At 41.0% G+C, this 23,845-nt stretch carries 24 protein-coding genes and 1 tRNA gene; 3 read left to right on the top strand and 22 right to left on the bottom strand.

The window, feature by feature from the left end; genetic code table 11:
- The first annotated feature begins 11 nt into the window (after nt 1-11).
- Entirely contained in the window at nt 12-1,826 is a 1,815-nt protein-coding gene (gene nuoF / locus ATHSA_RS04140) for an NADH-quinone oxidoreductase subunit NuoF (RefSeq protein ID WP_161847889.1), read from the top strand.
- Nucleotides 1,827-1,996: 170 nt separating this feature from the next.
- Here nuoF and ATHSA_RS04135 read toward each other — a convergent pair whose 3' ends face one another.
- From ATHSA_RS04135 to ATHSA_RS04095, 9 genes are all read right to left on the bottom strand, one after another.
- Nucleotides 1,997-3,256, bottom strand: a complete 1,260-nt coding sequence (locus tag ATHSA_RS04135; RefSeq protein WP_161847888.1) for an MFS transporter — start codon at nt 3,254-3,256, stop codon at nt 1,997-1,999.
- 10 nt (nt 3,257-3,266) lie between these two features.
- Nucleotides 3,267-3,776, bottom strand: a complete 510-nt coding sequence (locus ATHSA_RS04130; RefSeq protein WP_170288388.1) for a transcription repressor NadR — start codon at nt 3,774-3,776, stop codon at nt 3,267-3,269.
- A gap of 390 nt (nt 3,777-4,166) precedes the next feature.
- Nucleotides 4,167-5,099, bottom strand: coding sequence for an ornithine carbamoyltransferase (gene argF, locus ATHSA_RS04125; protein WP_197739230.1), 933 nt, complete (start codon nt 5,097-5,099; stop codon nt 4,167-4,169).
- Between the two features lie 13 nt (nt 5,100-5,112).
- On the bottom strand, nt 5,113-6,321 hold the full coding sequence (ackA, locus tag ATHSA_RS04120; RefSeq protein WP_161847887.1) for an acetate kinase: 1,209 nt from the start codon (nt 6,319-6,321) through the stop codon (nt 5,113-5,115).
- Between the two features lie 15 nt (nt 6,322-6,336).
- Nucleotides 6,337-7,281, bottom strand: coding sequence for a class II fructose-1,6-bisphosphate aldolase (fba, locus tag ATHSA_RS04115; RefSeq protein WP_161847886.1), 945 nt, complete (start codon nt 7,279-7,281; stop codon nt 6,337-6,339).
- Between the two features lie 13 nt (nt 7,282-7,294).
- A complete protein-coding gene (locus ATHSA_RS04110) occupies nt 7,295-7,852 on the bottom strand; it encodes a LemA family protein (protein ID WP_408626222.1) in 558 nt (185 codons plus the stop codon).
- A gap of 24 nt (nt 7,853-7,876) precedes the next feature.
- Nucleotides 7,877-8,521 carry a winged helix-turn-helix transcriptional regulator gene (locus ATHSA_RS04105; RefSeq protein ID WP_161847884.1) on the bottom strand — a complete coding sequence of 215 codons (645 nt, stop codon included), beginning with the start codon at nt 8,519-8,521 and terminating at the stop codon, nt 7,877-7,879.
- Between the two features lie 128 nt (nt 8,522-8,649).
- A complete protein-coding gene (locus ATHSA_RS04100) occupies nt 8,650-9,690 on the bottom strand; it encodes a sensor histidine kinase (protein WP_161847883.1) in 1,041 nt (346 codons plus the stop codon).
- Nucleotides 9,653-10,294, bottom strand: coding sequence for a response regulator transcription factor (locus tag ATHSA_RS04095; protein WP_161847882.1), 642 nt, complete (start codon nt 10,292-10,294; stop codon nt 9,653-9,655). Before ATHSA_RS04095 ends, ATHSA_RS04100 begins: the two co-directional genes overlap by 38 nt.
- A gap of 98 nt (nt 10,295-10,392) precedes the next feature.
- On the opposite strand from ATHSA_RS04095, the gene ATHSA_RS04090 reads away from it, so the two are divergent.
- Both ATHSA_RS04090 and fliS read left to right on the top strand, forming a co-directional pair.
- Nucleotides 10,393-10,917, top strand: a complete 525-nt coding sequence (locus ATHSA_RS04090) for a hypothetical protein (protein WP_161847881.1) — start codon at nt 10,393-10,395, stop codon at nt 10,915-10,917.
- A complete protein-coding gene (gene fliS, locus ATHSA_RS04085) occupies nt 10,918-11,304 on the top strand; it encodes a flagellar export chaperone FliS (RefSeq protein ID WP_161847880.1) in 387 nt (128 codons plus the stop codon).
- Here the strand turns inward: fliS and ATHSA_RS04080 are convergent.
- The 13 genes from ATHSA_RS04080 to ATHSA_RS04020 form a co-directional block, all read right to left on the bottom strand.
- Nucleotides 11,282-12,040, bottom strand: coding sequence for a DUF72 domain-containing protein (locus ATHSA_RS04080; RefSeq protein WP_161847879.1), 759 nt, complete (start codon nt 12,038-12,040; stop codon nt 11,282-11,284). The two genes, fliS and ATHSA_RS04080, sit on opposite strands and share 23 nt — an antisense overlap.
- The gene (locus ATHSA_RS04075) at nt 12,037-13,182 is read right to left on the bottom strand and encodes a class I SAM-dependent rRNA methyltransferase (protein WP_161847878.1); all 1,146 of its coding nucleotides are present in this window, start codon (nt 13,180-13,182) and stop codon (nt 12,037-12,039) included. The genes ATHSA_RS04080 and ATHSA_RS04075 overlap by 4 nt, the downstream gene beginning before the upstream one ends.
- The gene (locus tag ATHSA_RS04070; RefSeq protein WP_161847877.1) at nt 13,179-14,042 is read right to left on the bottom strand and encodes a Ppx/GppA phosphatase family protein; all 864 of its coding nucleotides are present in this window, start codon (nt 14,040-14,042) and stop codon (nt 13,179-13,181) included. The genes ATHSA_RS04075 and ATHSA_RS04070 overlap by 4 nt, the downstream gene beginning before the upstream one ends.
- A 46-nt stretch (nt 14,043-14,088) precedes the next feature.
- A tRNA-Val gene (locus ATHSA_RS04065) sits at nt 14,089-14,164 on the bottom strand.
- Between the two features lie 55 nt (nt 14,165-14,219).
- The gene (locus tag ATHSA_RS04060) at nt 14,220-14,765 is read right to left on the bottom strand and encodes a hypothetical protein (RefSeq protein ID WP_161847876.1); all 546 of its coding nucleotides are present in this window, start codon (nt 14,763-14,765) and stop codon (nt 14,220-14,222) included.
- 72 nt (nt 14,766-14,837) lie between these two features.
- Nucleotides 14,838-16,610, bottom strand: a complete 1,773-nt coding sequence (locus ATHSA_RS04055) for a chloride channel protein (RefSeq protein ID WP_161847875.1) — start codon at nt 16,608-16,610, stop codon at nt 14,838-14,840.
- Between the two features lie 7 nt (nt 16,611-16,617).
- Nucleotides 16,618-17,973, bottom strand: coding sequence for a GAF domain-containing SpoIIE family protein phosphatase (locus ATHSA_RS04050; protein ID WP_161847874.1), 1,356 nt, complete (start codon nt 17,971-17,973; stop codon nt 16,618-16,620).
- Nucleotides 17,960-18,325, bottom strand: coding sequence for a response regulator (locus tag ATHSA_RS04045; protein WP_161847873.1), 366 nt, complete (start codon nt 18,323-18,325; stop codon nt 17,960-17,962). The genes ATHSA_RS04050 and ATHSA_RS04045 overlap by 14 nt, the downstream gene beginning before the upstream one ends.
- Nucleotides 18,300-18,833: a TIGR03936 family radical SAM-associated protein gene (locus ATHSA_RS04040; RefSeq protein WP_161847872.1), complete on the bottom strand. Its 534-nt coding sequence runs from the start codon at nt 18,831-18,833 to the stop codon at nt 18,300-18,302. The genes ATHSA_RS04045 and ATHSA_RS04040 overlap by 26 nt, the downstream gene beginning before the upstream one ends.
- Complete coding sequence (locus ATHSA_RS04035; protein ID WP_197739228.1) at nt 18,830-20,575, bottom strand: radical SAM protein; 1,746 nt, start codon at nt 20,573-20,575, stop codon at nt 18,830-18,832. Before ATHSA_RS04035 ends, ATHSA_RS04040 begins: the two co-directional genes overlap by 4 nt.
- 3 nt (nt 20,576-20,578) lie before the next feature.
- Nucleotides 20,579-21,613: an acyl-CoA dehydratase activase gene (locus tag ATHSA_RS04030; RefSeq protein ID WP_161847871.1), complete on the bottom strand. Its 1,035-nt coding sequence runs from the start codon at nt 21,611-21,613 to the stop codon at nt 20,579-20,581.
- Nucleotides 21,614-21,623: 10 nt separating this feature from the next.
- Entirely contained in the window at nt 21,624-22,772 is a 1,149-nt protein-coding gene (locus ATHSA_RS04025) for an acyl-CoA dehydratase activase-related protein (protein WP_161847870.1), read from the bottom strand.
- Nucleotides 22,711-23,751: an acyl-CoA dehydratase activase-related protein gene (locus tag ATHSA_RS04020; protein ID WP_161847869.1), complete on the bottom strand. Its 1,041-nt coding sequence runs from the start codon at nt 23,749-23,751 to the stop codon at nt 22,711-22,713. The genes ATHSA_RS04025 and ATHSA_RS04020 overlap by 62 nt, the downstream gene beginning before the upstream one ends.
- Nucleotides 23,752-23,845: the final 94 nt, after the last annotated feature.

Raw genomic sequence — 23,845 nt, 5'->3', positions numbered from 1 at the left:
AGGTTTATTCGATGCCTTTAGAGAATACGATTCTGATATGCGCCGGCGGTGGTTGCATATCGGCAGGAGAGATATCCGTAAAAGAAGCGCTCGAAAATGAGATAAAAAAATACGCCCTCGACGGGGTCGTAAAAGTCGTCGAAACAGGTTGTATGGATGCGTGCAGTTTAGGACCTTTGATGGTCATATATCCAGAGGGTGTGTTTTATCAGAAGTTAAAGCCATCGGATGCGAAAGAGATTGTCGAGGAGCATCTTCTAAAGGGACGGGTAGTTCAAAGGTTGCTTTACAAAGGCCCGTCCGGAGAGATAAAGCCACGCGCGACAGAAGAGATTCCGTTCTTTACACGTCAGGTAAGGATTGCGACCCGAAATTTAGGAGTAATCGATCCTGCGAGTATAGAAGAATACATAGCCCGTGACGGTTACTTTGCCCTCAGAAAGGCTTTGTCTATGACGCCGGAGATGGTCATCGAGGAGATAAAGAAGAGCGGACTGAGGGGTCGTGGAGGTGCGGGCTTTCCGACAGGTCTTAAATGGGAGTTGACGAGGAAGTCGAAGTCAGATGAGAAGTATCTGATATGCAACGCAGACGAAGGAGACCCGGGCGCTTTCATGGATAGGTCCATGATGGAGGGAGACCCGCATTCATTGCTCGAGGGAATGGCAATAGGTGGATACGCAATCGGGGCGCATCAGGGATACATATACGTAAGGGCAGAATATCCTCTCGCGATAGAGAGGTTAAAGATAGCGATAAAGCAGGCAAGAGAATACGGGCTTTTGGGTAAAGACATATTCGGAAGTGGATTTGATTTCGACGTTGATTTGAGGATAGGGGCAGGCGCATTCGTGTGCGGAGAGGAGACGGCCCTCATACAATCAGTGGAAGGCAAAAGAGGTCAGCCCGTACAAAAGCCGCCGTATCCTGCACAAAGCGGATTATGGAAGAAGCCGACGGTGATAAACAACGTTGAGACGCTTGTGGATGTGCCGTACATAATAAACAAGGGATGGGAAGCGTTCGCGTCTATAGGGACGGAGAAATCGAAGGGTACGAAGGTATTCGCACTGGTTGGTAAGGTAAACAATACTGGACTTGTCGAGGTACCGATGGGGACGACTCTGAGGGAGTTGATCTTCGATATAGGAGGAGGGATACCGGGCGGAAAGCGATTTAAGGCAGTCCAGACAGGGGGGCCATCTGGAGGGTGCATACCCGAGGAGTACTTGGACACGCCGATAGATTACGAGTCGTTGACGAGTTTAGGTACGATAATGGGCTCTGGCGGGATGATAGTGATGGATGAGGACACGTGCATGGTAGATGTGGCGAGATTCTTTTTGCAGTTCACTGCCGATGAGTCATGTGGCAAATGCACCCCTTGCAGGGAAGGCACAAGAAAAATGCTTTCCATACTCGATAAAATAGTTGAAGGCAACGGAACTATGGAAGATATAGAAAGACTTGAAACTCTCGCAGTTACAATAAAAGACACGGCCCTTTGCGGACTTGGGCAGACTGCGCCGAACCCTGTGCTCTCGACTCTGAGATATTTCAGGGACGAATACGAAGCGCACGTGAAAGAGAAGAGATGTCCTGCGAAATCTTGCAAGGCCTTGATAGCCTACAGGATAGACCCTGCCAAATGTACGGGATGCACGGCGTGTGCGAGGGCGTGTCCTACCGGGGCGATAACTGGTGAAGTAAGAAAGGTTCACACGATAGATCAAGAAAAGTGCATAAAGTGTGGAAGTTGCTTTGAAGTGTGCAGATTCGATGCGGTTGAAAAATTAGATGCCGTTGAAGTAACGGCGGATACATGATTTATTTCAATGAATCATCGATCTGGAAGCCTATTTGGCACGTAGCATGTAGCAAGAATTGACAATTTTCAATTGATAATCGTCAATTAAAATAGGTTCACTCCTCACGCTTCACCGATCATTGATCAAACATTCGTTGAGTTATGATGCCCCTTGACAATTTAAGGGGCTTATTCTATATTTTCTGCTTTAGTTTCTCTTCCAAGGAATGCGGTCAGAAAGGCCATCAAAAAGGCCAAAATCGAAAACCATATCAGCGCGTGTAAAACGTTGGTCCCGAAAAAGGCGGCCACAAAATAAGGCGCTATTATGCCGGCAATTCTTGCCATCATTCCCGCAGATCCATTTGCGCTGCCTCTAAAGGATGTCGGAAAAAGTTCCGGCGTGTAAGCGTAGACAAGGCCCCATACACCCATACAAAAGAAACTCGTTACAAGCCCGGCGATGATAAGTGTGTAAATGTTTGTAACAAATGAAAAGATGAGTGATGAAATGGCCGTTCCAGCAAAAAAGAGAATCAAAGAAGGTTTTCTTCCTATTTTCTCTATGAAATAAGCAGCGCTAAGGTACCCCGGCAATTGTGCAAGAAAGATGAAAAAAGTAAACCACAACGCATTTGTTCCTATTCCCGACGCGGAAAGAATCTTTGGAAGCCATGTGAACAAGCCATAATATATCAAACTTATTGTAAACCACGATGACCATACAAGAATAGTGCTTTTAAAATAGCGCTTCCCCAAAAGAGCCTTAACGGGGATTACAGACTTCTCTATTTTTTCTACATCTTCATCCAAATGAAAACCTAAAAGTTCTTCAAGGCCCTTTTTACCCTTTTTCAAAAAGATGTAGCGCGGGCTTTCTTTTATTCTCAAAAATGGTATAAAAATCAAAGATCCAATTAAAATCGAGTAATAAACGCTTCTCCATCCCCATCCAGATGTAACTGCGTACAATCCAATTAAGATGCTTCCCACTGCCCAACTTGACTCTAACAAAACAAGATATCTTCCTCTTATTTTCATGGACGTACTCTCGCTAAGATAGGCGTTGACCGAAGGCATAAGGCCACCGTATCCTATGCCAGACAAAAGTCTAAAAATTCCGAATAAAAATGGAGATGGTGAAAATCCATCTATGAAAGTAAAAAAGATCGTGAAGGCAAGAAAGAGATTCATCGCAAATTTTCTTCCAGCCAAATCGAGAACAAAACCCGAACCTATCGCTCCCAATAGCATGCCGACAAAGGTTAAACTCGCAATCGTACTTGACTGAAATGTCGAAAGATGCCATTCCGAGGAAATTCCTCCTAAGGTGAATGTCATCATCATAACTCCGGCGGCATCGACCATCCATGCAAGAGAGAAAAGCAAAAGCAAAGATCTTTGAACTTTGGAAGGCACGTAAAGATCAACTACACGGTCTATTTTCATCTTCATCCTCCTATTTCAAGATGAACTTTTTCTTGTCAAGAATTGATATTATGCGATTTATGGTCTCTTCATCCTTTGCTTCTATGGTGTGAAGATGTACCCCATTCGAAAGGGATAAAAGAGGCATAGCCGAGGATGTTTCGACCATTCCAATGAATTTCTCGACCTCATCTTCATTCGAAACGTTGATGTTTCCCCTTATTTCGCCATAGACAGGATGTTCAACGATGACATCTAAAACCCTTCCCCCATTTTGAACAATGCACATCAATTCTTCTTTTATTTTTTCTTTTGAATGCCTGACCGCGATTATTCTCCTTGTACCTTCTTCTTTTTTGACCAACTTGTATCCTCTCGCAAGCGAGATTATCTTGTAATCCATCGATCTTAAAACGCCTATATCCTGAACGATTATCTGCCTTGTAACTCCTAAAACTTTGGCGAGTTGATCTCCGCTGATCTCGGAATCTGATTTTGAGAGTAAATCGAGTATTTTTCTTCTTCTTTCTTCTTTTCTCATTGCGATCACCTTTGTAATTTTATCATATGTATATACATATGTCAACAAAATGCATGTGCTCATTAATAGAAGCGAACACTGTAATCTCTACAATCTGCTTCATTAATCAAAAAATCCCTTCTCTTAGAGAAGGGATTTGCTTACCAACTTACTTATTTCTTTTCTTTTTTATCCTGTTTCTTTTCCTGTTTCTTTTCTTTCTTTTCCTGCATGGTATCGCCTCCTTTTAGGCTTGTAAAAATTATAAAACAAAATTCGTTTTAATAGATATTCCGTATAAGCCAATTAGCGGCGATTAAAGCCAATTAAAAACAAAAAAGACTTTTTAATAGTACTTTCCTACATTTATATCTTTTTATCTCGAATTATCTTGTATCGAGATCGAAAAGATCATCTTGTGACATGAACAATCATCGCTTTTATCGAATGCAATCTATTTTCAGCCTCTTCGAATATCACACTCTGAGGTCCATGTCCAACTTCTTCAGTTACTTCTTCTCCGTAATGGGCAGGAAGACAATGCATGAAAATGGCCGTTTTTTTGGCAAGACTCATTATCCTTGAGTTCACCTGATAAGGTGCAAAGATCTTCTTTCTTGCTTCGGCCTCACTTTCCTGTCCCATAGAGGCCCATACATCTGTGTATATGACATCTGCATCTTTTGCCGCGTATTCGGGATCATTCGTTATTTCTATCTTTGCTTGCGTTAACTTCGAAATTTCAAGAGATCTTTCGAAGACCTTTTTCTGCAACTCGTATCCCTTTGGAGATGCAATGACAACATGCATTCCAAGTTTGGCACCTGCCAAGGCTATAGAATTCGCGACATTATTTCCGTCCCCTATGAATGAAAATTTGATGCCTTTGAAATATCCAAATTTTTCTTTGACCGTTACCATATCGCCGACTATTTGTGTTGGATGCTCGAAATCAGAAAGGCCATTTATAACCGGTACTCTTGAATATTTTGCAAGGTCCTCAACGGTCTTATGCGCAAACACCCTTGCCATTATAACGTCTACCATGCTCGAGAGTACTCTCGCGATATCTTCCGTTGTTTCTCTTTTTCCAAGTTTTATATCGTCCGGTCCTAAATATATGGCATGACCTCCAAGTTGCGTCATCGCAGTCTCAAAGGCAACGCGCGTCCTCAGAGATGGCTTTTCAAAGATCATACCCAAAGTTTTACCGGAAAGCACGTCCCTTCTTTCGCCACTGTAAAGTTCATCTTTGAGACGGATCGATGTGTCGATTAACTGATTCAATTCCTCGATAGTCAAATCGTCAATACTTACGATGCTTTTCCCCTTCATAAGGATCATGATTACTTCCTCCTCATTTTTTTATACTTTTGGCTATTTTTTGTGTATCACGCGCTATGACAAGTTCTTCATTTGTCGGAACAACAAGCGCCTTTACCTTTGAATCTTCGGTAGATATTATGGCCTCTTTTCCACGAATGTTATTTTTAGCATTGTCTATCTTGAGACCAAGAAATTCAAGATAACTGCACACATCGGCCCTCGTGTAAGGGGAATTTTCTCCAACCCCGGCCGTAAATGCTATCGCATCGACACCATTCATCGCGGCCGCATAAGCGCCGACGTATTTTGCTATCCTGTAATCGTATATATCAAGAGCGAGTTTTGCAACTTCATTATGATCTTCGAGAGCCGCATTTTCTATATCTCTCATATCGCTACTCAATCCATTTGAAAGTCCGTATGCGCCGCTTTCCTTGTTCAAAATGTTATTTATCTCTTTATAGGAAAGATGTTCTTTTTCCTGCAAGAATGTCACGATCGCAGGATCGAGATCTCCCGATCTCGTTCCCATTACAAGGCCTTCGAGAGGCGTAAAACCCATAGAAGTGTCAATGCTCTTTCCATACTTAACGGCCGCAACAGAACTTCCATTCCCTATATGACACGTTATTATCTTCAATTCTTCTATTGGCCTCCCAAGGATCTCCGCTGTTCTGTGAGAAACGTAGAAATGAGAGGTACCGTGAAAGCCGTACCTTCTTATTTTGTACTTTTCGTAATATCTCAGAGGTATCGCGTAAAGGTAAGCCTTCTTGGGCAACGTTTGATGAAATGCGGTATCGAAAGTCCCAACATGAGGAACGTCTGGAAGCAATTCTTTTGCCGCTTTTATTCCCATTATATTCGGAGGATTGTGAAGAGGTGCAAGTTCGATGTTATCCTCAAGTGCCTTCATAACCTTTTCATCTATCAAAACAGAACCGGAGAATGTCTCTCCACCGTGTACGACCCTGTGACCGACGGCATCTATTTCTTTCATCGAACCTATAACACCATAGGTTTTATCTGTAAGAATTTCGAGCACGATCTTGAGAGCAACCCTGTGATCCTTTACTTCCTGATCTTTTACATGCTTTTGACCATTTAACTTGTGAACAAGTCTTGAACCATCGAGACCTATTCTCTCCACTATTCCGCTGCACAAAACATTTTCATTTGTCATGTCAAATAATTGGTACTTCAATGAAGAACTTCCAGCGTTAATCACCAGGACTTTCAATTTCAACACCTCCGGTTAAGCTTTTCCCGATGATCCAAGTACATCCATTCTTTGAGCCACAACTTTCTTTACGGCCTCCATGGCTGGCTTAAAGAAATCTCTTGGATCTATGTCAGATGGTTTATCGTGAAGCGCTTTTCTCAATTCGGCTATGAACGCAATCCTCAAATCGGTATCGGTGTTTATTTTGTTTATTCCATACTTTATGGACTCTTTTAAAACCTCAAATGGAACTCCTTTTGCGCCTTCTATTTTTGCGCCGTAAGAATTCGCCTTTTGCACATCCTCATCAAGAACGCTTGAAGCACCATGAAGGACGAGCGGCAATTTTGTCAGCGCCTTAACCTTTTGAAGTCTTTCAAAGTCAAGTTTAGCCTCACCTTTGAATTTAAAAGCACCGTGGCTTGTTCCTATTGCAGGGGCAAGAAAATCAACACCAGTTTTTTCAACGAAGATCTTTGCCTCCTCTGGATCAACAAGCGTCGCGTCTCTTTCTGCGACAGAGACGTTGTCTTCGACACCAACAAGTTTACCGAGTTCTGCTTCAACCGAGATCCCCGCGGCATGCGCAATTTTCACAACCTCAGATGTTATGGCAAGATTCTCTTCAAAAGGCTTAGCGGAGGCATCTATCATGACCGACGTGAAGCCTGCCTTTATCGCTGCCATAACGTGATCCATATCATGACCATGATCGAGATGAAGAGCAACAGGAACTGGTATATCGTCCGCGTATCTTCTTACTATGTCGGCAAGCACATAGGCACCTTTCCTAAAATCTCCATTGCCGGCATAAGCCATCGCTCCTTCGCTTGCCTGAATTATAACAGGCGATCTCTTTTCAACTGCGGCAGATATTATGCCAGCCAAAAATTCTATGTCGTTAATGTTAAAAGCCCCAACACCATAATACCCGGCATTCGCTTTGTCAAGAATTTCTTTTGTACTCTTTACATACATTTGACGACCTCCTTCATATGTTAAGATCTACCTTTGGAACGGATTTTACCTCTTCTTCGGCTCTGAAAAGCGGCATCTCTTCGAATTTAAAAAGATTAGCCACTATGTTGGAAGGGAAAACGGCAGTTTTCGTGTTATATCTCGTAACGATATCGTTGTAAAACTGGCGGGAATAGGCAATCTTATTTTCCGTGTCTGTCAATTGTTCCATGAGCATTTGCACATTTTGATTGGCTTTCAGATCGGGATACCTTTCAAAAACTGCCAATAACCTTCCAAGTGCTCCGGTCAATTGATTTTCAGCGTCTATCTTATCTTTGATATTCCCCGCACCAACGGCCTTCGATCTTGCCTCGATAACCTTTTGCAACGTTTCCTGCTCGTATTTCATGTATCCTTTTGCAGATTCTACAAGATTGGGGATCAAATCATGTCTTCTGTTGAGTTGGACGTCTATTTGAGCCCACGCGTTTTGACCTCTCTTTTTAAGCGTAACAAGAGAGTTATAAGCGGCGATTAGCCACACGACGATGATCACCAGAATTGCAACCACAACAATCCCGATTATCAATCCTAACATCCATTACCCTCCCTTTTATTTGCTTCTTGCAAGTTTAAGAGACGTTACACCATTCTCGAGAGAAAAAATGAAAACAGGCTTATCAGTTATAACTCTTTTTGCCATCTCGGCACCGTGCCGATAAGACGTTATAACAACGGCATCAAAGTCCATTTGGTTAAGTTCGGAAAGAGGACTTATCTTTAATCCCTCTATCTCTTTTCCGATTCTTTTCTCGTCCTCATCTATCAAACCTACGATCTTGATGTCGTGATCTTTCATTATCTCGAATGCCATCTCGCCAACATCTCCGGCTCCAAAAAGTACCACTCTTTTAAGATTGTTCGAAAGTAGATAGTTCCATACTTGCTCGAAATTTTTCTGTGAATCTTTGTACATCTTCAAAACCTCACGGCTGTAAGAAATGTTAAGAATCATAAGTCTGTTCTTTCCATCACCTGTAAGATGGTACGTTGTATTTCGAGTCGTTGTCCCTCTTATCTCGACGTATCCCTGCTTTTCGAGATCGAAAAGGTATTTGTTAACCATTGGAGGAGTTATACCGCACTTTGACGCTATTTCTTTCTGTGTCACATGAGGATCTTCATCTATCTCGGACAGGATTATCAGTTCTTTATAATCTGGCATCGTTTTAAAAAAACGTAATTTTTCAACCTTCACTGAATCACTCTCCACATAAACGATCATAACATTTTTTGAACGAAAATATACTAATTTCACTTATCCAATAATTTATCGGTGACAAGTAAATAGATAATTGCAAATTGAGGATCGCACATTGCCAATCTTTAATTCTTAAACAATATAGAAGAGACAACATACCCTTCTGACTTAGTGATTTCGAATTTAAATCCATGGTATTCGCAAAAATCCTTTACCAACTTTAGGCCAGTTCCAAAATCAGACTGCCTCGGCGGATCTCCTTCAAATTCATTCGAAATCACCACTTTATCTCGATCGACACTTATTGAAATTCTTCCTCCAACTTTTGTGTATTTGACGGCATTTGACAGCAAATTGAAGATCGCCTGCTTAAATCTCCTTTTGTCTGCCGTGATCAGAACACTTTTAAAATCTGTGGAAAATTTTTGATTTCTCGATTCAAGAATCGGAATGAAAGACTTGAATATCTCCTCGGTCTCAAATCCTGCATCAAATTCTTCTTTTATATAACTTAGATCATCACCCTCTATGCTTTTTAAATCTCTTAAAACCTCGGTAATGTGATCTATGTTAAGAAGCATTTTGTCAACCATCTCTTTACTGTAAGGCACAACGTCATCTCTTACGGCTTCAAGTTCCATTCTTATGACTGTCAAAGGGGTCATTATCTCATGATAAACGCTTGAGGTCATAGCCTTTCTTGCAAGAGATCTCTCAGACAACTTTTCGGCTAAAGACTCTATGTCAGCGGCAAGATCCGTTATTTCCGAGGAAAACTTCACATTCGAAAAGTCAGGCTTTTGATTCGATTTTATTCTTTCTATGCCTTTAGAAAGGGATTTCAAGGAATCAGATATCTTCTTTTGAAAAACTTCTGCGAGAATGATCGATACCGCTAACGAAGCACCGAAGGCAATTCCGAAGGATACGAATATCTCTATCGCCGTCTCCCGTTTTATTCTTTCTATGTTTTTTAACCTTTGTTCGGGAAAATATGGATTGAAGCCATAGAAACTCTTTCCATATGTTCTGGTGAAATTTTCAAATCTATTCTCGAATATTCTTTGCTGGGCTAATACCATCAAAATCCCCATTATTATGACCGGTACGATGACATAAAGTACGAATTTAGTCGAAAGTTTTGGATTTTTCGATCGTGTAGCCAAGACCCATCACCGTTTTTATCTCTATACCGCTATCTTTTATCTTCTTTCTCAAATTTTTCACAGTCGCATCGACTATTCTCTCAGATCTTTCCCCATTCCATACGGCCATCAGCAATTCCTCTCTTTTACAAACTCTTCCATAATTTTTGATCAAAAAGTTCAAGAGTTTGGACTCAACCTGCGTTAAGTATATCTTTTTACCGCCAATTATCAAACTCCTGCCATCATCTCCAAGATCAACAACGTTGTTCCTCATTCTTGAAAAGAAATTGTCTATCTTGGCAAGCAGTATCTTGGGAGAAAAAGGCTTTGTTATGTAATCAATGACGCCGAGTTTCAAACCATTTAAAATGTCCTCTTCGGAACTCTTCGCAGTTATTATAATGACAGGAATCCGACTCAAGTCGGCCATTTGTGCAAGAGTCTCGCCACTTATATTCGGAAGCATCAGATCGAGCAGGATCAAATCAAATCTTTCTTTTTTTATGATTCTCGCGGCTTCCATTCCATCGTTCACAAGAACCGTATCGTATTTTTTGCTAAGGTAAAGATTAAGTATATCCCCTATACTTTTATCGTCCTCCACGATTAAGATTCTTTCCAAGACAGATCCCCTTTGCAACTTTTATCCTTCTCATTATACTATAATTTCAATTAAAGTTATTAGATTTTTTGCCGAAAATATGAAAGGAGGGTGTTATCATGATAAAGGTTACGATAAATGGAAATGAGGCAAAAAGGTACGAAAAAAATGTCAGATTATCTGACGTTATATCTGAACTTTATCCTCAAAACAGCGTACTTGATGAGATAAAGATAAATAAAAAGCCACTCCCTATCTCGGAGATAGACAATTGCGTCTTAGCCGGGAATGAAACAGTCGATCTTTCCTTCATAACCGTAAGCCAGAGCATTTTGAGGATATCAAATAACGCCATGCAATTTCTTGACTGGATAGAGAATCAAAACATAGAAAATGACATCTTTTCGGTTTTGCCCCAGATTGTGAATGGCTTTGAAGTTTTTGAAAGCGCTTTAAGTTCGATAAAACAAATAGGGAGGAATTTTGAATCAAAGGAAGATGAAGAACAAAAGAGAAGGATTTTCATGGAGATAAATTCATTTGTGGCCCTTGAAAATAAAGATGAGACTGTCAAAAGGATAAAAAAAGTCTGCGAAATTTACAGAAAAATATTCTCAAAAATACTCGAAACGGAGGGAGTATGAATGGATCAATATCTAAAAAATGCAATTCTGACGGCAAGTCCTGCGAAATTGATAGAAATGCTCTACGATCAGATAATCGAATTAATACAAAAAGCAATCGCGAACATAGAAAACAACGAAAAAAGAAATAATATCCTTTTGAGAGCCCAAGATATGACGATATATTTGATGTCCATCTTAGACGATCAAAAAGGTGGCCAGATAGCAAAAAATCTCAGGGAATTGTACGATTTCGTTTACAGATCGCTCGTGGAAGGAAATATTCATAAGGATCCGAAAAAGTTGGAAGAAGCAATGGAAATAATGAAAGGACTTCTCGAAACTTGGAAAGAAGTGGAAAAGAAGGCCGGTCAAAAGTCAAATGTTAATTTCGAACTTTCCGTATGATCTCTGAAAATTGAATGGCGTTTCTTGCGGCCTGACCGTTATGGCAATTGTTGAAAAAAACGTATATTGGCTCGGGAGTACTCAAAACATTTTTCGCAAGTTGAAATAACTCGTCTTCGCTGTATGTGTAATCGTATCTCTTCATTTCATCGGTAAACCAGTTCACGTTTCTTCCATGGAATCGGAAATAAGATATTTTTCCAAATGGCTTTTCATTCATCTTCAATCCCCTTATCTTTGGGAGATCAACTCCGGCAATTGAGATTTGATGATCAGCGAGCATTTCAAATGTTTCGGAATCATTCCAGAGATCATTTCTGAATTCGACGACAAGTGGAATATCGATGATTTGCCTTAGTTTTAAAAGATATTCTACAGATTCTTTGGATCTTTTGAATGAGTATGGAAATTGCCCTATGAGGCATCCGAATTTTTTGTCATCGATAAGAGGCCTTATGCCGTCCAAAAATTTGGGATAAAGAGATTTCAGATCTTGATCGTATTCATGGGTAAAACTTTTATGAAGTTTCACGCAAAATGAGAAATTCTGAGGAGCCTTTTGAGAAAGAGCGTTCATCGTCTTAGAATATGGTATAGAGTAATAGGTAAAGTTTATCTCGACCGCATTAAAGCCCAATTTCAAGTATTCTGAAAACATATCCTCTTTCTTCGTATTTGCCGGATAAATATTTCCAACCCAGTCCGGAAATGAAAATCCGCTTGTGCCCACTCTCATAAATCACTCCTTAACGTCTCAAACCAAAAACATTTCAGGTAATCTGTCTCTGGCATCGAAAGTAAAGTGGGATGGTCCGAAGGCATTCCGGTCCACCCAAGAGGTCTTACGATCAAATTCTTTTTTTGCGATGAGTTAAGAATGACCTTTTCCATCATGGTTCTATCTATGTTGTAAGCGCAAGAACACAAAGATACCCTGCCACCTTCTTTTAAATGATCGAAGATTTCCTCCGTTAATTTTAAAAGCAGATCAAAGGCTTTCTGTTTATCTTCTTTCCTCTTTATCAAAGAAGGAGGATCTGCGATGATGAGATCGTAAGATCCAAGATCCTTAAGGTTAAAAGCATCTCCCCTTAAAAAATTAACCTCTAAACCATTCATGATGGCATTTTGCCTTCCCGTCTCAAGATCGGCCTCTGAAAGATCGACCGCATCGACACTCATTCCAGCCTTCGCTAAGTTTAGAGCAAAGCCTCCCGTGTAGGTAAAAAGATCAAGTGCGTATGTACCACGAGCAAATTCACGCGCGAATTTCCTTGAGTCTCTTTGATCGTAGAAAAACCCGGTTTTTTGACCCTTTACAATATCGACGAGAAATTTAAGACCATTTTCCTCGACAATCACGGGTTGCGGAATTTTGCCGTAAAGCAATCCTTTTTCTCTCGATAATCCTTCCTCGGGAAGTGATTCAAAATCGCTTCTTTCGTACACGGTAGACGGAGAGTAAAGATCCACAAGCGCCTTCACTATTGAATCCTTCATTTTCTCAAGAGCGAGGGATCTTATCTGAATAACCATTAAATCGCCAAATCTATCAACAACGAGGCCTGGAAGAAGATCGCCTTCGGAATTTATTTCGCGCCTGAATTTTGAAAATCCCTCTCTTCTCTTTAAGGCCAAATTAAATCTTTTCTTGAAAAAATCTTCGTTTATTTCTTCATCCTTAGAAGTGAGAAATTTTACGATGTTTTTTGATCTTCCATTGTAAAGGCCACGACCTACAAAATGATTTTCGTAGAAAAGATTGGCAATACCCGACTCGCTGTCGGCAATAATTTCTGTAACCTCATCGGAGAAGATCCACAAATGTTTCCTCGATATCTTTTCCATTCCTCTTTTATTCAATCTAATTACGATCATATCTTTCCTTCCAATGTGTCTCGTGCTACAGTGTACCTGTGACCTCTTGTTGAGACGTAAAGACCGTCGAGAGAATTTTTCTCGAGAATGCGCAAAAGAAGAAATAATCCCGAGATTATTATCCTTTCTCTTCCTCTCTCCATTCCCTCAAGTGAAGAAATTTCTTCTAACGTCATTTTCTTCATTCTTTCAAAAAGCAATTTCAAGGTTTCGAATTTCAAAAATTTACCGTGAATTAAGGCTGGATCGAATTTTTTCTTCTCAACGATACAGGCGATCGTTGTACCCGTACCGCCTATCGAAACAAGTGGTTTATTCGGAATTTCAAGGTAAGAGTCTAATTCTATTCGATCCAATTGATCTCCAACTGGATATCCTTTTATGAATTTGTCCGTTATGAAGATCGCTCCCATGGGGATGCTTTTAAAAATGAAATCTTCATCTTTCCATGCAATCTCAAAACTGCCGCCGCCTATATCCACAACTACAGGATCGAAATTGAATTTCTCATCCTCGACGACAGATCTGTAAGAAAATAAAGATTCCTCCCGATGAGTTAAAATAATGGACTTATCGAAGTTTTCAGATAGAATTTCGAAATACTTTTTATCAATTTTTCTGAAGATCTCGGTTCCGGTGATTACAGTTTTGTCGATTGAATGTTCCTCGCAAATTACTCTGTACTCTTTTACAACTTCCAAGGCCTTTTTAAAATTTTCCTCCCTTACCTTTCCATTCAAGAGGTGGCCAAGGCCAACTATTCGGGACGTATCAAAAAAATACTCTATCTTTTCGTCTTTTTTCTCAGCCATCAAAAGCAAAAAAGAATTGCTTCCCGCATCTACAACGCCTACTTTCATTTTCTCTCCTTTTTATAAAACTAAAGCGACCTATCTGGTCGCTATTTGGTGAGCGCGGCAGGAATTGAACCTGCTACCTCTTCCGCGTCAAGGAAGCGCTCTACCATCTGAGCTACGCGCTCTTTAACACAGTTAATTGTACCATATATTTTCGGACAGATCAACTACTATTTTCGATCAAAAAGAAAAGTTCAAACCCGTCGACACTTCCACAACAGGCAATGAGAGTGGGAAGGTAGAGCCTATCTGGGAAGATGTCGGAACAGAAACCATCATTACCCTCAAAGCGCCCTTTACGTATCCTTCAAAGCCGCTGACGATCGGAAAGATGTAACCCGCGTTTATTCCCACAATGGGAGATACTCCACTTGACTGGATGAAATTGGAGATAACCCCTACGTCTGCTCCAACAAATCTTTGAAAATCACCGGACGTCGATGAGTACGTTGTGTACCTGACACCAACGAGAGCAAGTAAGGCCGCACTTTGAGTTGAAGTAGAGGTTATATATCCCATTTGCTGAGTCAAAATAGACCCGAGTTGCCCGGTTAAAGAGAGGTTGCTCGAGATTGGAAAGGCAAAGGAGGTGTTAATCGTTGGAAGTGCGACACCGGAAGTCCAGAAGGATGCTATCTCAACTCCTCCTCCAACCTGAAGATTAAAGGCAAACGCGAAACTTGCCAAAACCACAACTATCGAAAGTACGGTAAAAAATTTCATCATTTTAAAACACCATCCTTAATTCATTTATTGAATTATACCATAACGGTTCGATTTTAACATCCTGATGCCGATTTATCCGCCACTTTCTCCTGATATTCCAAGTGATTTCAACTTAGATCTGTAAATATCTAAAATGTCCGTCATCGTTACTATTCCGAGAAAGGCACCGTTGAGCACAACTGGTACCCACGTGCTTTTGTTCGTATTCATTATTTCCCATGCCTCTTCAAGGGTAGAATTAGGCCTTACCGAAGCAACACCGGTTTTCATGAAAGTCCTTACCTTTCCATCATTCAATTGGTAAATATCGTACATGTAAATTGCTCCAAGAAAATGACCTTGATTTGACACGGCAAGAGAGGAGACTGAATTCTGTGTCATCATGGCCTTTGCCTCTTTTATATCTGCTTCGGGATTGATGGAAAGGTTTCTCAGATTTTCTATATCGGTAATCTTAAGACTCGTCAAAATCGGCACGTTGTATTCACCGGCATGGGCAGGTGAGTCCTTTCTCGTTGGAACCTGAGCATGATATATCGTGTGATTTCCAGATACAAGGTAAGATATAGAGACGGCTATCATTTCGGCCGGCAACAATTGCAATCCTCCAGTCATTTCGACAACCATTAGTATAACGGAAACAGGAATTTTTGCGGCCGCGCCGTAAAAGGCTAACATGCCAACGATGACAAATGGCGCAATCGTTGGCACCTGTGCGGGAAAGATAAAATGAAAGATGATGCCGATATCGGCACCTATGAAAGCACCTGTAAAGATGCCCGGCGCAAATAATCCTCCACTTCCACCAGAACCAATCGTCATAGATGTTGCAAAAATCTTGATAAACGGTATTGCAAAAAGCACAACTAAAACCGGCATTCCAAAGGTTGGAAACAAATCGAACTTTTGATCCATCAAAATTTGAACCCATCCGTAGCCACTCGCCATGATCTCGGGAAAGGGCAAGGCGATAAGCCCCGTTATCGCGGCACCGATGGCCGGTTTGAAGTACCTGTTAACCTTCAACTCAGAAAATCTACTCTGCACGTAATAAAAAGATTTTGGATAGAGTATGGCCATTAAACCTGCCACTATTCCAAGCACTGCGTACATGGGCAACCTGACCGGATTGAAAGGAGACAAATAATACCCAAAGATAGGGGTAAAGCCGTAAAAAATGCCAAGAATGGAATATCCAGTTGCCGAGGCCACTATCGCCGGATATATCACGTCCGGTTCAAAATCTCTCCTGTACAGTATTTCTGCGGCTATAAGCGCTCCGGCAATTGGAGATTTGAAGATCGTCCCTATGCCAGCGCCAATACCTATCGCGACCATCTTTCTTCTATCTTCAGAGTTTAATTTCAAAATGTCCGCGACCATGGCACCGAGGCCTGCCGAAATTTGAGAACTCGGCCCTTCCCTTCCGGCGCTTCCTCCAGATCCTATGACAATGGCTGATGCTACGAGTTTTACGGGTGCTACGCGCCATCTTATCTTTCCCTGTTTTTGATGGTATGCCTCTATCGCCTTGCTGTCCCCTTCGGCCTCCGGGGCGAATTTGTAGACCAAGAGAGAAGATATAAATGCCCCTGCAATTACAACTAAAGGAATGAGGTATATTCTGTCGACGGAATAGTTAAGAATACCACCATCGCCTACTGTGCGCGGAATGTGCATTCCCAAAAGATAACCAAGGAAGAATTTTTCCGAAAGTTCTACGGAGTAATAAAGCAAAGTTGAGGCAAATCCGCTCAAGACTCCTATTATTATCCCGAGTATAAGCCACTTTGTAAAGTAAGGAAGATTCGATATCTTAAAATGAAATTTCTTTCTGAATCTCATTACAAGTTTAACCTTTCATAACGAGGATCGTCATATCATCATGTTGAGAGGTGGACTGGGAAAATGCTTTTACGTCTTCCAAAAGAGATCTCACTATCTCGGTCGGAGATCTGTCACTTAATTCGGCGATTTTTTTGAATAACCTTTCAAGGCCATACTCTTCATTTTTTTCATTTCTTGCCTCGGGAAATCCATCGGTGTACATGACAAGTAAATCACCCTCGGAAAGTCCAACACTTTTGGGAATGTAAAAATCGCCATTTTCAATAACTCCGAAAGGTGGATTTTCAGATTCAAGCAATTTCATCTTCCCATCTTTAAAGATGAATACTGGATCGTGGCCTGCGTTGACATATTCAAAGATCTTTTTGCGCGGATCGAAGATGCCTATAACTGCAGTTACAAACCTATCTTCAGAAAGTTCTTCGCACATTAAATGATTCAAAAGGATGGCTATTTCGTGAAGATCTGACTTAGAACTCAAACTTTTGAGATAACTTCTGAACATGCTCATCATTATGGCCGCACCTATACCTTTGCCCGAAACGTCAGCAATGGTCACAAAGAGTTTATCATTCCTTTCAAAGGCGTCGTAATAATCTCCTCCTATCTCTCTTGCGGGCAAGGAGGCTCCCCATATTTTGTAATCTGGAGGAAAGGTATGGGGAAAGAGTTTGTACTGGATATCGCGTGCTATGGCAAGTTCTTTTTCTATCATCGCGCGTTTCATTTCATTTTTGAAATAACTGTAATTGCTTAAAGCGAGTTTTAATTGTTTTGAGGCGGCCTCTACCAATTTTCTGTCCGCGGCACTGAAAAAAGTGCCATTTTCCTTCCCCATACATACAAAGACACCGTTGAATTCTTCATCAGATCGGATGGGAATTACCATAAGAGGTATCGCATCATTCATAATGACTGATTTGGAAGTTAACCTGTAAGATTTAAAAAATTCTCTTGTATTTTTGGCGTTAGGAGTTGAAAACTCGAATTCATTTCCCTCATCGAAAAGGAAGAGGGAAATTTCTCGAGCCATTATGTTTTTCTCGATGATATCGACTATTTCCGAAGCAACTTTGAATGGGTTTATATCCTTTGAAAGAATATTCGTTATCTCAAGAAGAGCCGAAAGCAAATCGTAAGTATTCGAAATTTCTTCAAGATTTTCTTCGAGAATTAAAGCGGATTCTTCTATCTCTTTTTTGTATTTCCTTATCTCATCTACGGCTTTTTTGAAAATTTCGATTATACGATCGGCATCGACGTATTCGAGATTTGGAAAGTTGTACCACCCGACATTACGGGAATAATTCGAAAGTTCGCCATATATACTTCGTAAATCGATCTTCTCATCTTGATGCAAGCCTTACCACCGCCTCTACAAGGGCTTTGGGGCTAAAGGGTTTTGTCATGAACTCCTCCGCTCCAAGTTTTTTTGCCCTTTCTAAATCGGTATCTCCTCCTTTTGCAGTCAACACTATGAACTTTACCGTGTTCAATTGAGGGTCTTTCTTTACCTTTTCGAGCACCTGAAAGCCGTCCAACTTCGGCATCATTATGTCCAAAATAACGACATCGGGTTTTATCTCGATTATCTTTTCAATGCCCATAAGTCCGTCTATCGCTTCATGAACTTCAAAGCCGGCCTTCGAGAGATTGAAGATGGCTATTTTTCTCAAAACATCCGAATCATCCACAACAAGCACTTTCGTCATTGAAAGTCTCCTTAAAGACAACACTCTCTCTTAAAGTAAGGTACTGACCGTACGCATTAGTTCTCGGAGATGAGGAATTGAAAGCGACGAAAAAACTTGTTTTCCATATTTTACCATACTTTTCGATCTTCCATCCTTCAGGAATGTTAGGTTCTTCTAAGAATATGAGTGAAAAAACGTACCCATTTACGGATCTGCCGAGTTCGAATTTCTCTGAAACCTTACAAATTCTGTACACTTCAAATCCATGCGGAGAGAGTGAGTTTATCTTTCCGATGAATTCTTGACCTATCTCTTCATCGGTAGATATCAAAAAAAGTCCTGCCCTGTCTATTATACCAGTTGGCAGTGCCTGACCAAATGAGAGTTTAAGTCTTTGATGAAAGCCTTCAGTCATTTTTAAATTCATTCCGGTTCTTCTCAGAATCCTTTCGATCATCCTCATGGTCTCGTGGTTCGAAAGGAATCTCAAAAGCCCGTATCTTTTGTAAAAGAAAAGATACTTCATTCTCTAACCCCGTGGATTATATTCTCAACTCCAAAGTTCGGACATACACCGCATCCTGTGCATCCATTTCTGCAGTCGACTGTAAGATCGCCTCTTAAAGATCTTTGGTATTCCGCCCACAAAAATCCCTTTGATATTCCAGAATCGACGAAATCCCATGGGAATTCATCTTTGAAACTCTTCTTTCCCATAATGTGATCGATGTCCACATTGTATTCTTTAAAAAGATCCATCCATCTTTGCGCGTTGAAAAATTCGTCCCAATCGGCGAATATCAAATCTCTCTTTTCTGCTTCTTCTATCACGTAAGAAAGTTCCTTTCCTCCTCTGGATAGAATGCCTTCGATAAGGGCCTTGTGAGGATCTGTGAAATTCAACTTTGCGAATTTATTCGTCCAGTTCAAAAGTTTGAACCTTCTCATGGCCTCATCCGGCATTATTTGTGATTCAAATTGAAATGGAGTATGCGCCTTTGGAACGAATACGCCTATCGTCGCCGAAAGATCGTAGAAGCCCATACGCTTTATCCTGTCTATGAGATGACCTATGCCACGGACATCGTCATCGGTTTCTGTCGGAAGACCTATCATGAAGTAGAGTTTTATCCTTCTCCATCCATTTTCTATCGCAAGTTTTGCGGCGGAGATTATATCTTCCTCGCTTATGCCCTTATTTATGACATTTCTAAGTCTTTGAGTTCCCGCCTCTGGGGCTATCGTTATGCCACTTTTTCTGACACTTCCTATGGCCTTCGCTATTTCAACCGTTAAAGAGTTGGCCCTTGTCGAAGGAATAGACAAAGAGGTGTAAGGTATCTCTCTCAAAGAAGAAACTATATCCTTTATTTGACTGTGATCCGCGCTGCTTAAAGAAAGAAGACTCAATTCTTCGTATCCAGTTTGCTTTATCGTCTCAAAAGAGATATCCAAAATCTCATCATTACTTCTCTCTCTAACCGGTCTGTATATCATCCCTGCCTGACAAAACCTGCATCCATTTGTACATCCTCTCATTATCTCAACAACGCCTCTGTCATGAACTATCTCGGTATAGGGAAGGATCTGACGCGTTGGCGCCCAAGATCTCTTTAAATCGTGCACAACTCTTTTTCTTACACGATTGTTGTGGGAAGGGACATAAACCCCTTCGATGTTCGAAAGTTTTCTAAGTTTATCCGATCGGTCCTTTCCAGATCTTATCGCCTCTAACATTTCAACGATTCCCTCTTCACCGTCTCCTATCAAAAATGCGTCTATGAAATCCTCAATCGGTGACGGATTAAAGGTGCATGGCCCTCCCGCTATCACAATCGGAGAATCCTCGCCCCTATCAGCACTTCTTAGCGGTATATTTGCAAGATTTAGAGCCCTCAAGACATTCGTGTAAGACATTTCATACTGGAGGGTAAATCCAACAACGTCAAAATGATCAAGAGGCGTGTAAGATTCGTAAGAGTAAAGAGGGATAGAATTATCCTTCATTTCCCTTTGCATGTCAGGCCATGGCAAATAAGATCTTTCGCACTTTGCAAAATCAAGATCATTAACTATATCGTAAAGGATCTTGACTCCAAAATGCGACATTCCCACATCGTAAAGATCGGGAAAAACAAGACACACCGAAAGGGGCGCGTCTTTTTTTACCGAATTGTATTCATTACCTATATATCTGCTGGGCTTTTCTACCTTATCGAGTACACCGACAAGTTTGTTTAGCACACTTGGATGTTTTTTGTTATTCACCGCTCACTTCTCACTGTTTATTTCTTCTCTTCTGTCTGCCCTTTCAGTTCTTCTTACCTTGGAAGTCAACCTGTTGGACCATTTGCCGCATCTGTCTCCCCAGTAGGCTATGGTCTCTCCGTTTTCTATGACTTCATACACCTCACAATTATTCGCGCAACCATCACAATAAAAGACCCGAGTTTTATGCTCAAGTTCTGTCACTTTAAAACCTTTGAAATTCGTCTTTTGACCTGTTATCTCGATCTCCCTCTTTGCGAGCATCGCAACGCCCCATGCTCCCATGAGTTTGTTGTTCTTCGGTACTATTACCTCTGCCCCAACTGCATTCTCGAAAGCCTTAACTATCCCTATATTTTCGGACACACCACCCTGGAAGACGAATTTTGGAAGCAATTCCTTTCCACGGGCAAGGTTGTTAAGGTAATTCCTGACAAGGCTTTCGGCAAGCCCAGCTATTATATCCTCTGGCGTTGCACCCATTTGCTGCTTGTGAATCATGTCTGATTCGGCAAAGACGGTACATCTTCCCGCTATTCTAACTGGATTTGTGGCCCGAAGTGCGTATTCTCCAAATTTTTCTATACCGATACCGATCCTTTCGGCCTGATGATCGAGGAAAGATCCAGTTCCGGCGGCGCAAACCGTGTTCATCGCAAAATCCGTGACGGCCCCATTTCTTATAAAAATTATCTTCGAATCCTGTCCACCTATCTCGAAGATGGTGGAAACGTCCGGCACTTCGTGAATAGCCGCGTAAGCGTGGGCCGAGATCTCATTTTTTATGATATCGGCACCGACTACAACACCGGCAAGTTGCCTTCCACTTCCAGTCGTTCCAACGGCCATAACCTCTATGTCTCCGTATTTTGAAGAAATAACGTTGTAGGCCTCTATCATTCCCGCCTTTATAGTGTCTATTGGATTTCCCTTCGTGCGAATGTAGAGACCCTCTATTATCTCATCATTTTCGTCTATAAAGACAACCTTCGTCGTTACAGAACCTATATCTATTCCCAAAGCAACTGTTTTTGACATCTTTTCACCTCTAATTTTCAACCGTTACGGATTCCTTTTTTTCTTCTTTCATTTGTCTTCTGCTCTTTATCATATCAACAAAGGCTTCAAGCCTTGTAACGAATCCGGCCTCACCCGTTTGCTCGTCAAATGCGAGACTTAAGACGGGTATATCGTAATCTTCACTTACTTTTGTAAGAATTTCCTTTGCGGCCGTCTCTGGCAAGCATCCAAATGGTTGGGCCTGAATGACGCCATCATATCCGGCCTTCTTGTAAAGTATCGTATTCATTATACTTTCCTGACCATCCCCGCCTATGAAGAAATCGAGATATCCCTTGTTCACCTCTAACATGTGAGCCTTATGCGATTTTGCCTTTATGAGCCTATCAAGCGTCCAGTTCGTAACCCTCAAAGATCTATCCACGTCTACTCCCATGTAGGCCAGTTTCTTTTCTATATCAAGGTTATTGCTGTAATCCATCAATATGTAAGCCTCTCCGACAAGGCCTATTTTTGGAAGATCATCGCGCTCGACATGGGGATTATTTTCCATCTTCTCGAGTTCTTCGTTCAAAATCTTCTTTATGGCTTTGACTTTGTTCGGAGCATGTCTTATCCTTTCAACTGCCGCGTTGAAGATCTTCTCAGTTGATCCTGTAACCTTCTCTCTTGGAATGAGATGGTAAAGTTTTTTCTCAAGTTGTTCAAGCGCGTAAACCTTCCATCCCGCTATGACAAAGGCTTTGACAACTGTCCACGGTGCGTGCCATCCGGTGAGTTTTACGAGTTTTTTGAAAAATCTTGGAATACCTTTGTAAAGTGGTGGATAGATCCCTTCGATGTTGACTATTTCAAAGTTCGTAAAACCTTTGTCTCTCAATATCTTGTAATACAAAGGACTGTAATATCCGAATCTGCAAGGCCCATAACTTTCAAGAGATACTACCTTGAAATATCTGTCGGGATTTTTCTCAAGCACCCTTTCAAATTGACCAAGCAATATTTTAAATGGAAAACACATGTACTCTGGAGAGTTGGAAACGCCTTCCTTTATAGTCTCGGTGTTTGTAGGCTCAGGTATTATAACGTCGTATCCAAGAATTTTAAAGAAACTCTCAAACGCTGCGTACGTGTACCCCATTCTCGGTACCGTGTAGGTTATTTTCTTGCGAGACAAGACCATCACCTCTTTTCACGCGTATTAAATCGATAAATGCCTCTATTCTCGTTGCAAGACCAGCATCCCCGGTTTGTTCGTCAACTATTATGTGCATGACAGGCTTTCCAATCTCTTTTGAATAAAGATCAAGTAATTTCTGATATATAGAACTTATACCGCAATTGAATGATGATATGCTTATTATTCCATCTATGTCTGGTGAATCTATGTAATACATCCCACCTTTTGCGGCGGCATTTGCCTGATACCAGAACAGATCTTTTATCATGTATTTGGAATAATGCTTGTAAACTTTTGGATCAAGCATATCAGTCGTCACTATTCCAACTCCGGAATCTTCAAGTTTTGATATGACATCTCCATTCGTGAATGTATCGTAAACATCGTAAGGAAAACCGGCGAGGGCTACGGTGTATCTCTTCTTTTCGACGGGCCTTTTTATAAGTTCTTCAAGGTTTTTTATGTTTTTGACAATATCAAGAAAGGTATGGCCGGATCTCAACGCTTTTGTCGCGAGATTTTGGTATTTTATACCTTCTTTTGTCGCTCTCTTTACCTTTTCTTCGGGATCTCCAAGTTGCCTTCCTATCTCTTCAAAAGCCTCTATGATAGGTTTGTCTCCCTGCCTTGTGTAAAAGGTCGCCGTCAAAATTCTACCTGCATCGCTAACAAAGGCACTTTTCATAAGGTCGGGAAGTGCAGCAAGTTTTGGACATGTGTATTTGTATTTTTCCTCGCTCGCGATTCTCGGAACGAAGACAAAGTCTACATCCTTGTTGAGCAGATATTTAACATGGCCATGAAATACCTTAACGGAAATACATATATCGTCAACTGAATGTGAAACTCCTAAATTTATGATCTCTTTGTTCGTCGGAATGGAAAGTTTCATTTCATGACCAAGGGACGAAAAAAATCCATACCACATCGGATAATATACGTAAAAATATAACGCTCTCGGAATGCCTATTTTCAATCTCTACCACCTCTATTCACAAACACAGAATATTTTACCATAAAGTCAGTTAAAATAATAAAGGGCGCATTTAGCGCCCTTTATTGTTTTGTTA

This window comes from Athalassotoga saccharophila (genome assembly GCF_009936215.1).
Lineage (GTDB): Bacteria > Thermotogota > Thermotogae > Mesoaciditogales > Mesoaciditogaceae > Athalassotoga > Athalassotoga saccharophila.
This window is presented reverse-complemented; position numbering and strand designations above follow the sequence as displayed.

Coding starts and splice junctions, on each gene's coding strand:
- nuoF (WP_161847889.1), top strand. CDS start 12: ATGCCTTTAGAGAATACGATTCTGATATGCGCCGGCGGTGGTTGCATA.
- ATHSA_RS04135 (WP_161847888.1), bottom strand. CDS start 3,256: ATGAAAATAGACCGTGTAGTTGATCTTTACGTGCCTTCCAAAGTTCAA.
- ATHSA_RS04130 (WP_170288388.1), bottom strand. CDS start 3,776: ATGAGAAAAGAAGAAAGAAGAAGAAAAATACTCGATTTACTCTCAAAA.
- argF (WP_197739230.1), bottom strand. CDS start 5,099: ATGATCCTTATGAAGGGGAAAAGCATCGTAAGTATTGACGATTTGACT.
- fba (WP_161847886.1), bottom strand. CDS start 7,281: ATGTATGTAAAGAGTACAAAAGAAATTCTTGACAAAGCGAATGCCGGG.
- ATHSA_RS04090 (WP_161847881.1), top strand. CDS start 10,393: ATGATAAAGGTTACGATAAATGGAAATGAGGCAAAAAGGTACGAAAAA.
- fliS (WP_161847880.1), top strand. CDS start 10,918: ATGGATCAATATCTAAAAAATGCAATTCTGACGGCAAGTCCTGCGAAA.
- ATHSA_RS04080 (WP_161847879.1), bottom strand. CDS start 12,040: ATGAGAGTGGGCACAAGCGGATTTTCATTTCCGGACTGGGTTGGAAAT.
- ATHSA_RS04075 (WP_161847878.1), bottom strand. CDS start 13,182: ATGATCGTAATTAGATTGAATAAAAGAGGAATGGAAAAGATATCGAGG.
- ATHSA_RS04070 (WP_161847877.1), bottom strand. CDS start 14,042: ATGAAAGTAGGCGTTGTAGATGCGGGAAGCAATTCTTTTTTGCTTTTG.
- ATHSA_RS04060 (WP_161847876.1), bottom strand. CDS start 14,765: ATGATGAAATTTTTTACCGTACTTTCGATAGTTGTGGTTTTGGCAAGT.
- ATHSA_RS04055 (WP_161847875.1), bottom strand. CDS start 16,610: ATGAGATTCAGAAAGAAATTTCATTTTAAGATATCGAATCTTCCTTAC.
- ATHSA_RS04045 (WP_161847873.1), bottom strand. CDS start 18,325: ATGACGAAAGTGCTTGTTGTGGATGATTCGGATGTTTTGAGAAAAATA.
- ATHSA_RS04040 (WP_161847872.1), bottom strand. CDS start 18,833: ATGAAGTATCTTTTCTTTTACAAAAGATACGGGCTTTTGAGATTCCTT.
- ATHSA_RS04030 (WP_161847871.1), bottom strand. CDS start 21,613: ATGTCAAAAACAGTTGCTTTGGGAATAGATATAGGTTCTGTAACGACG.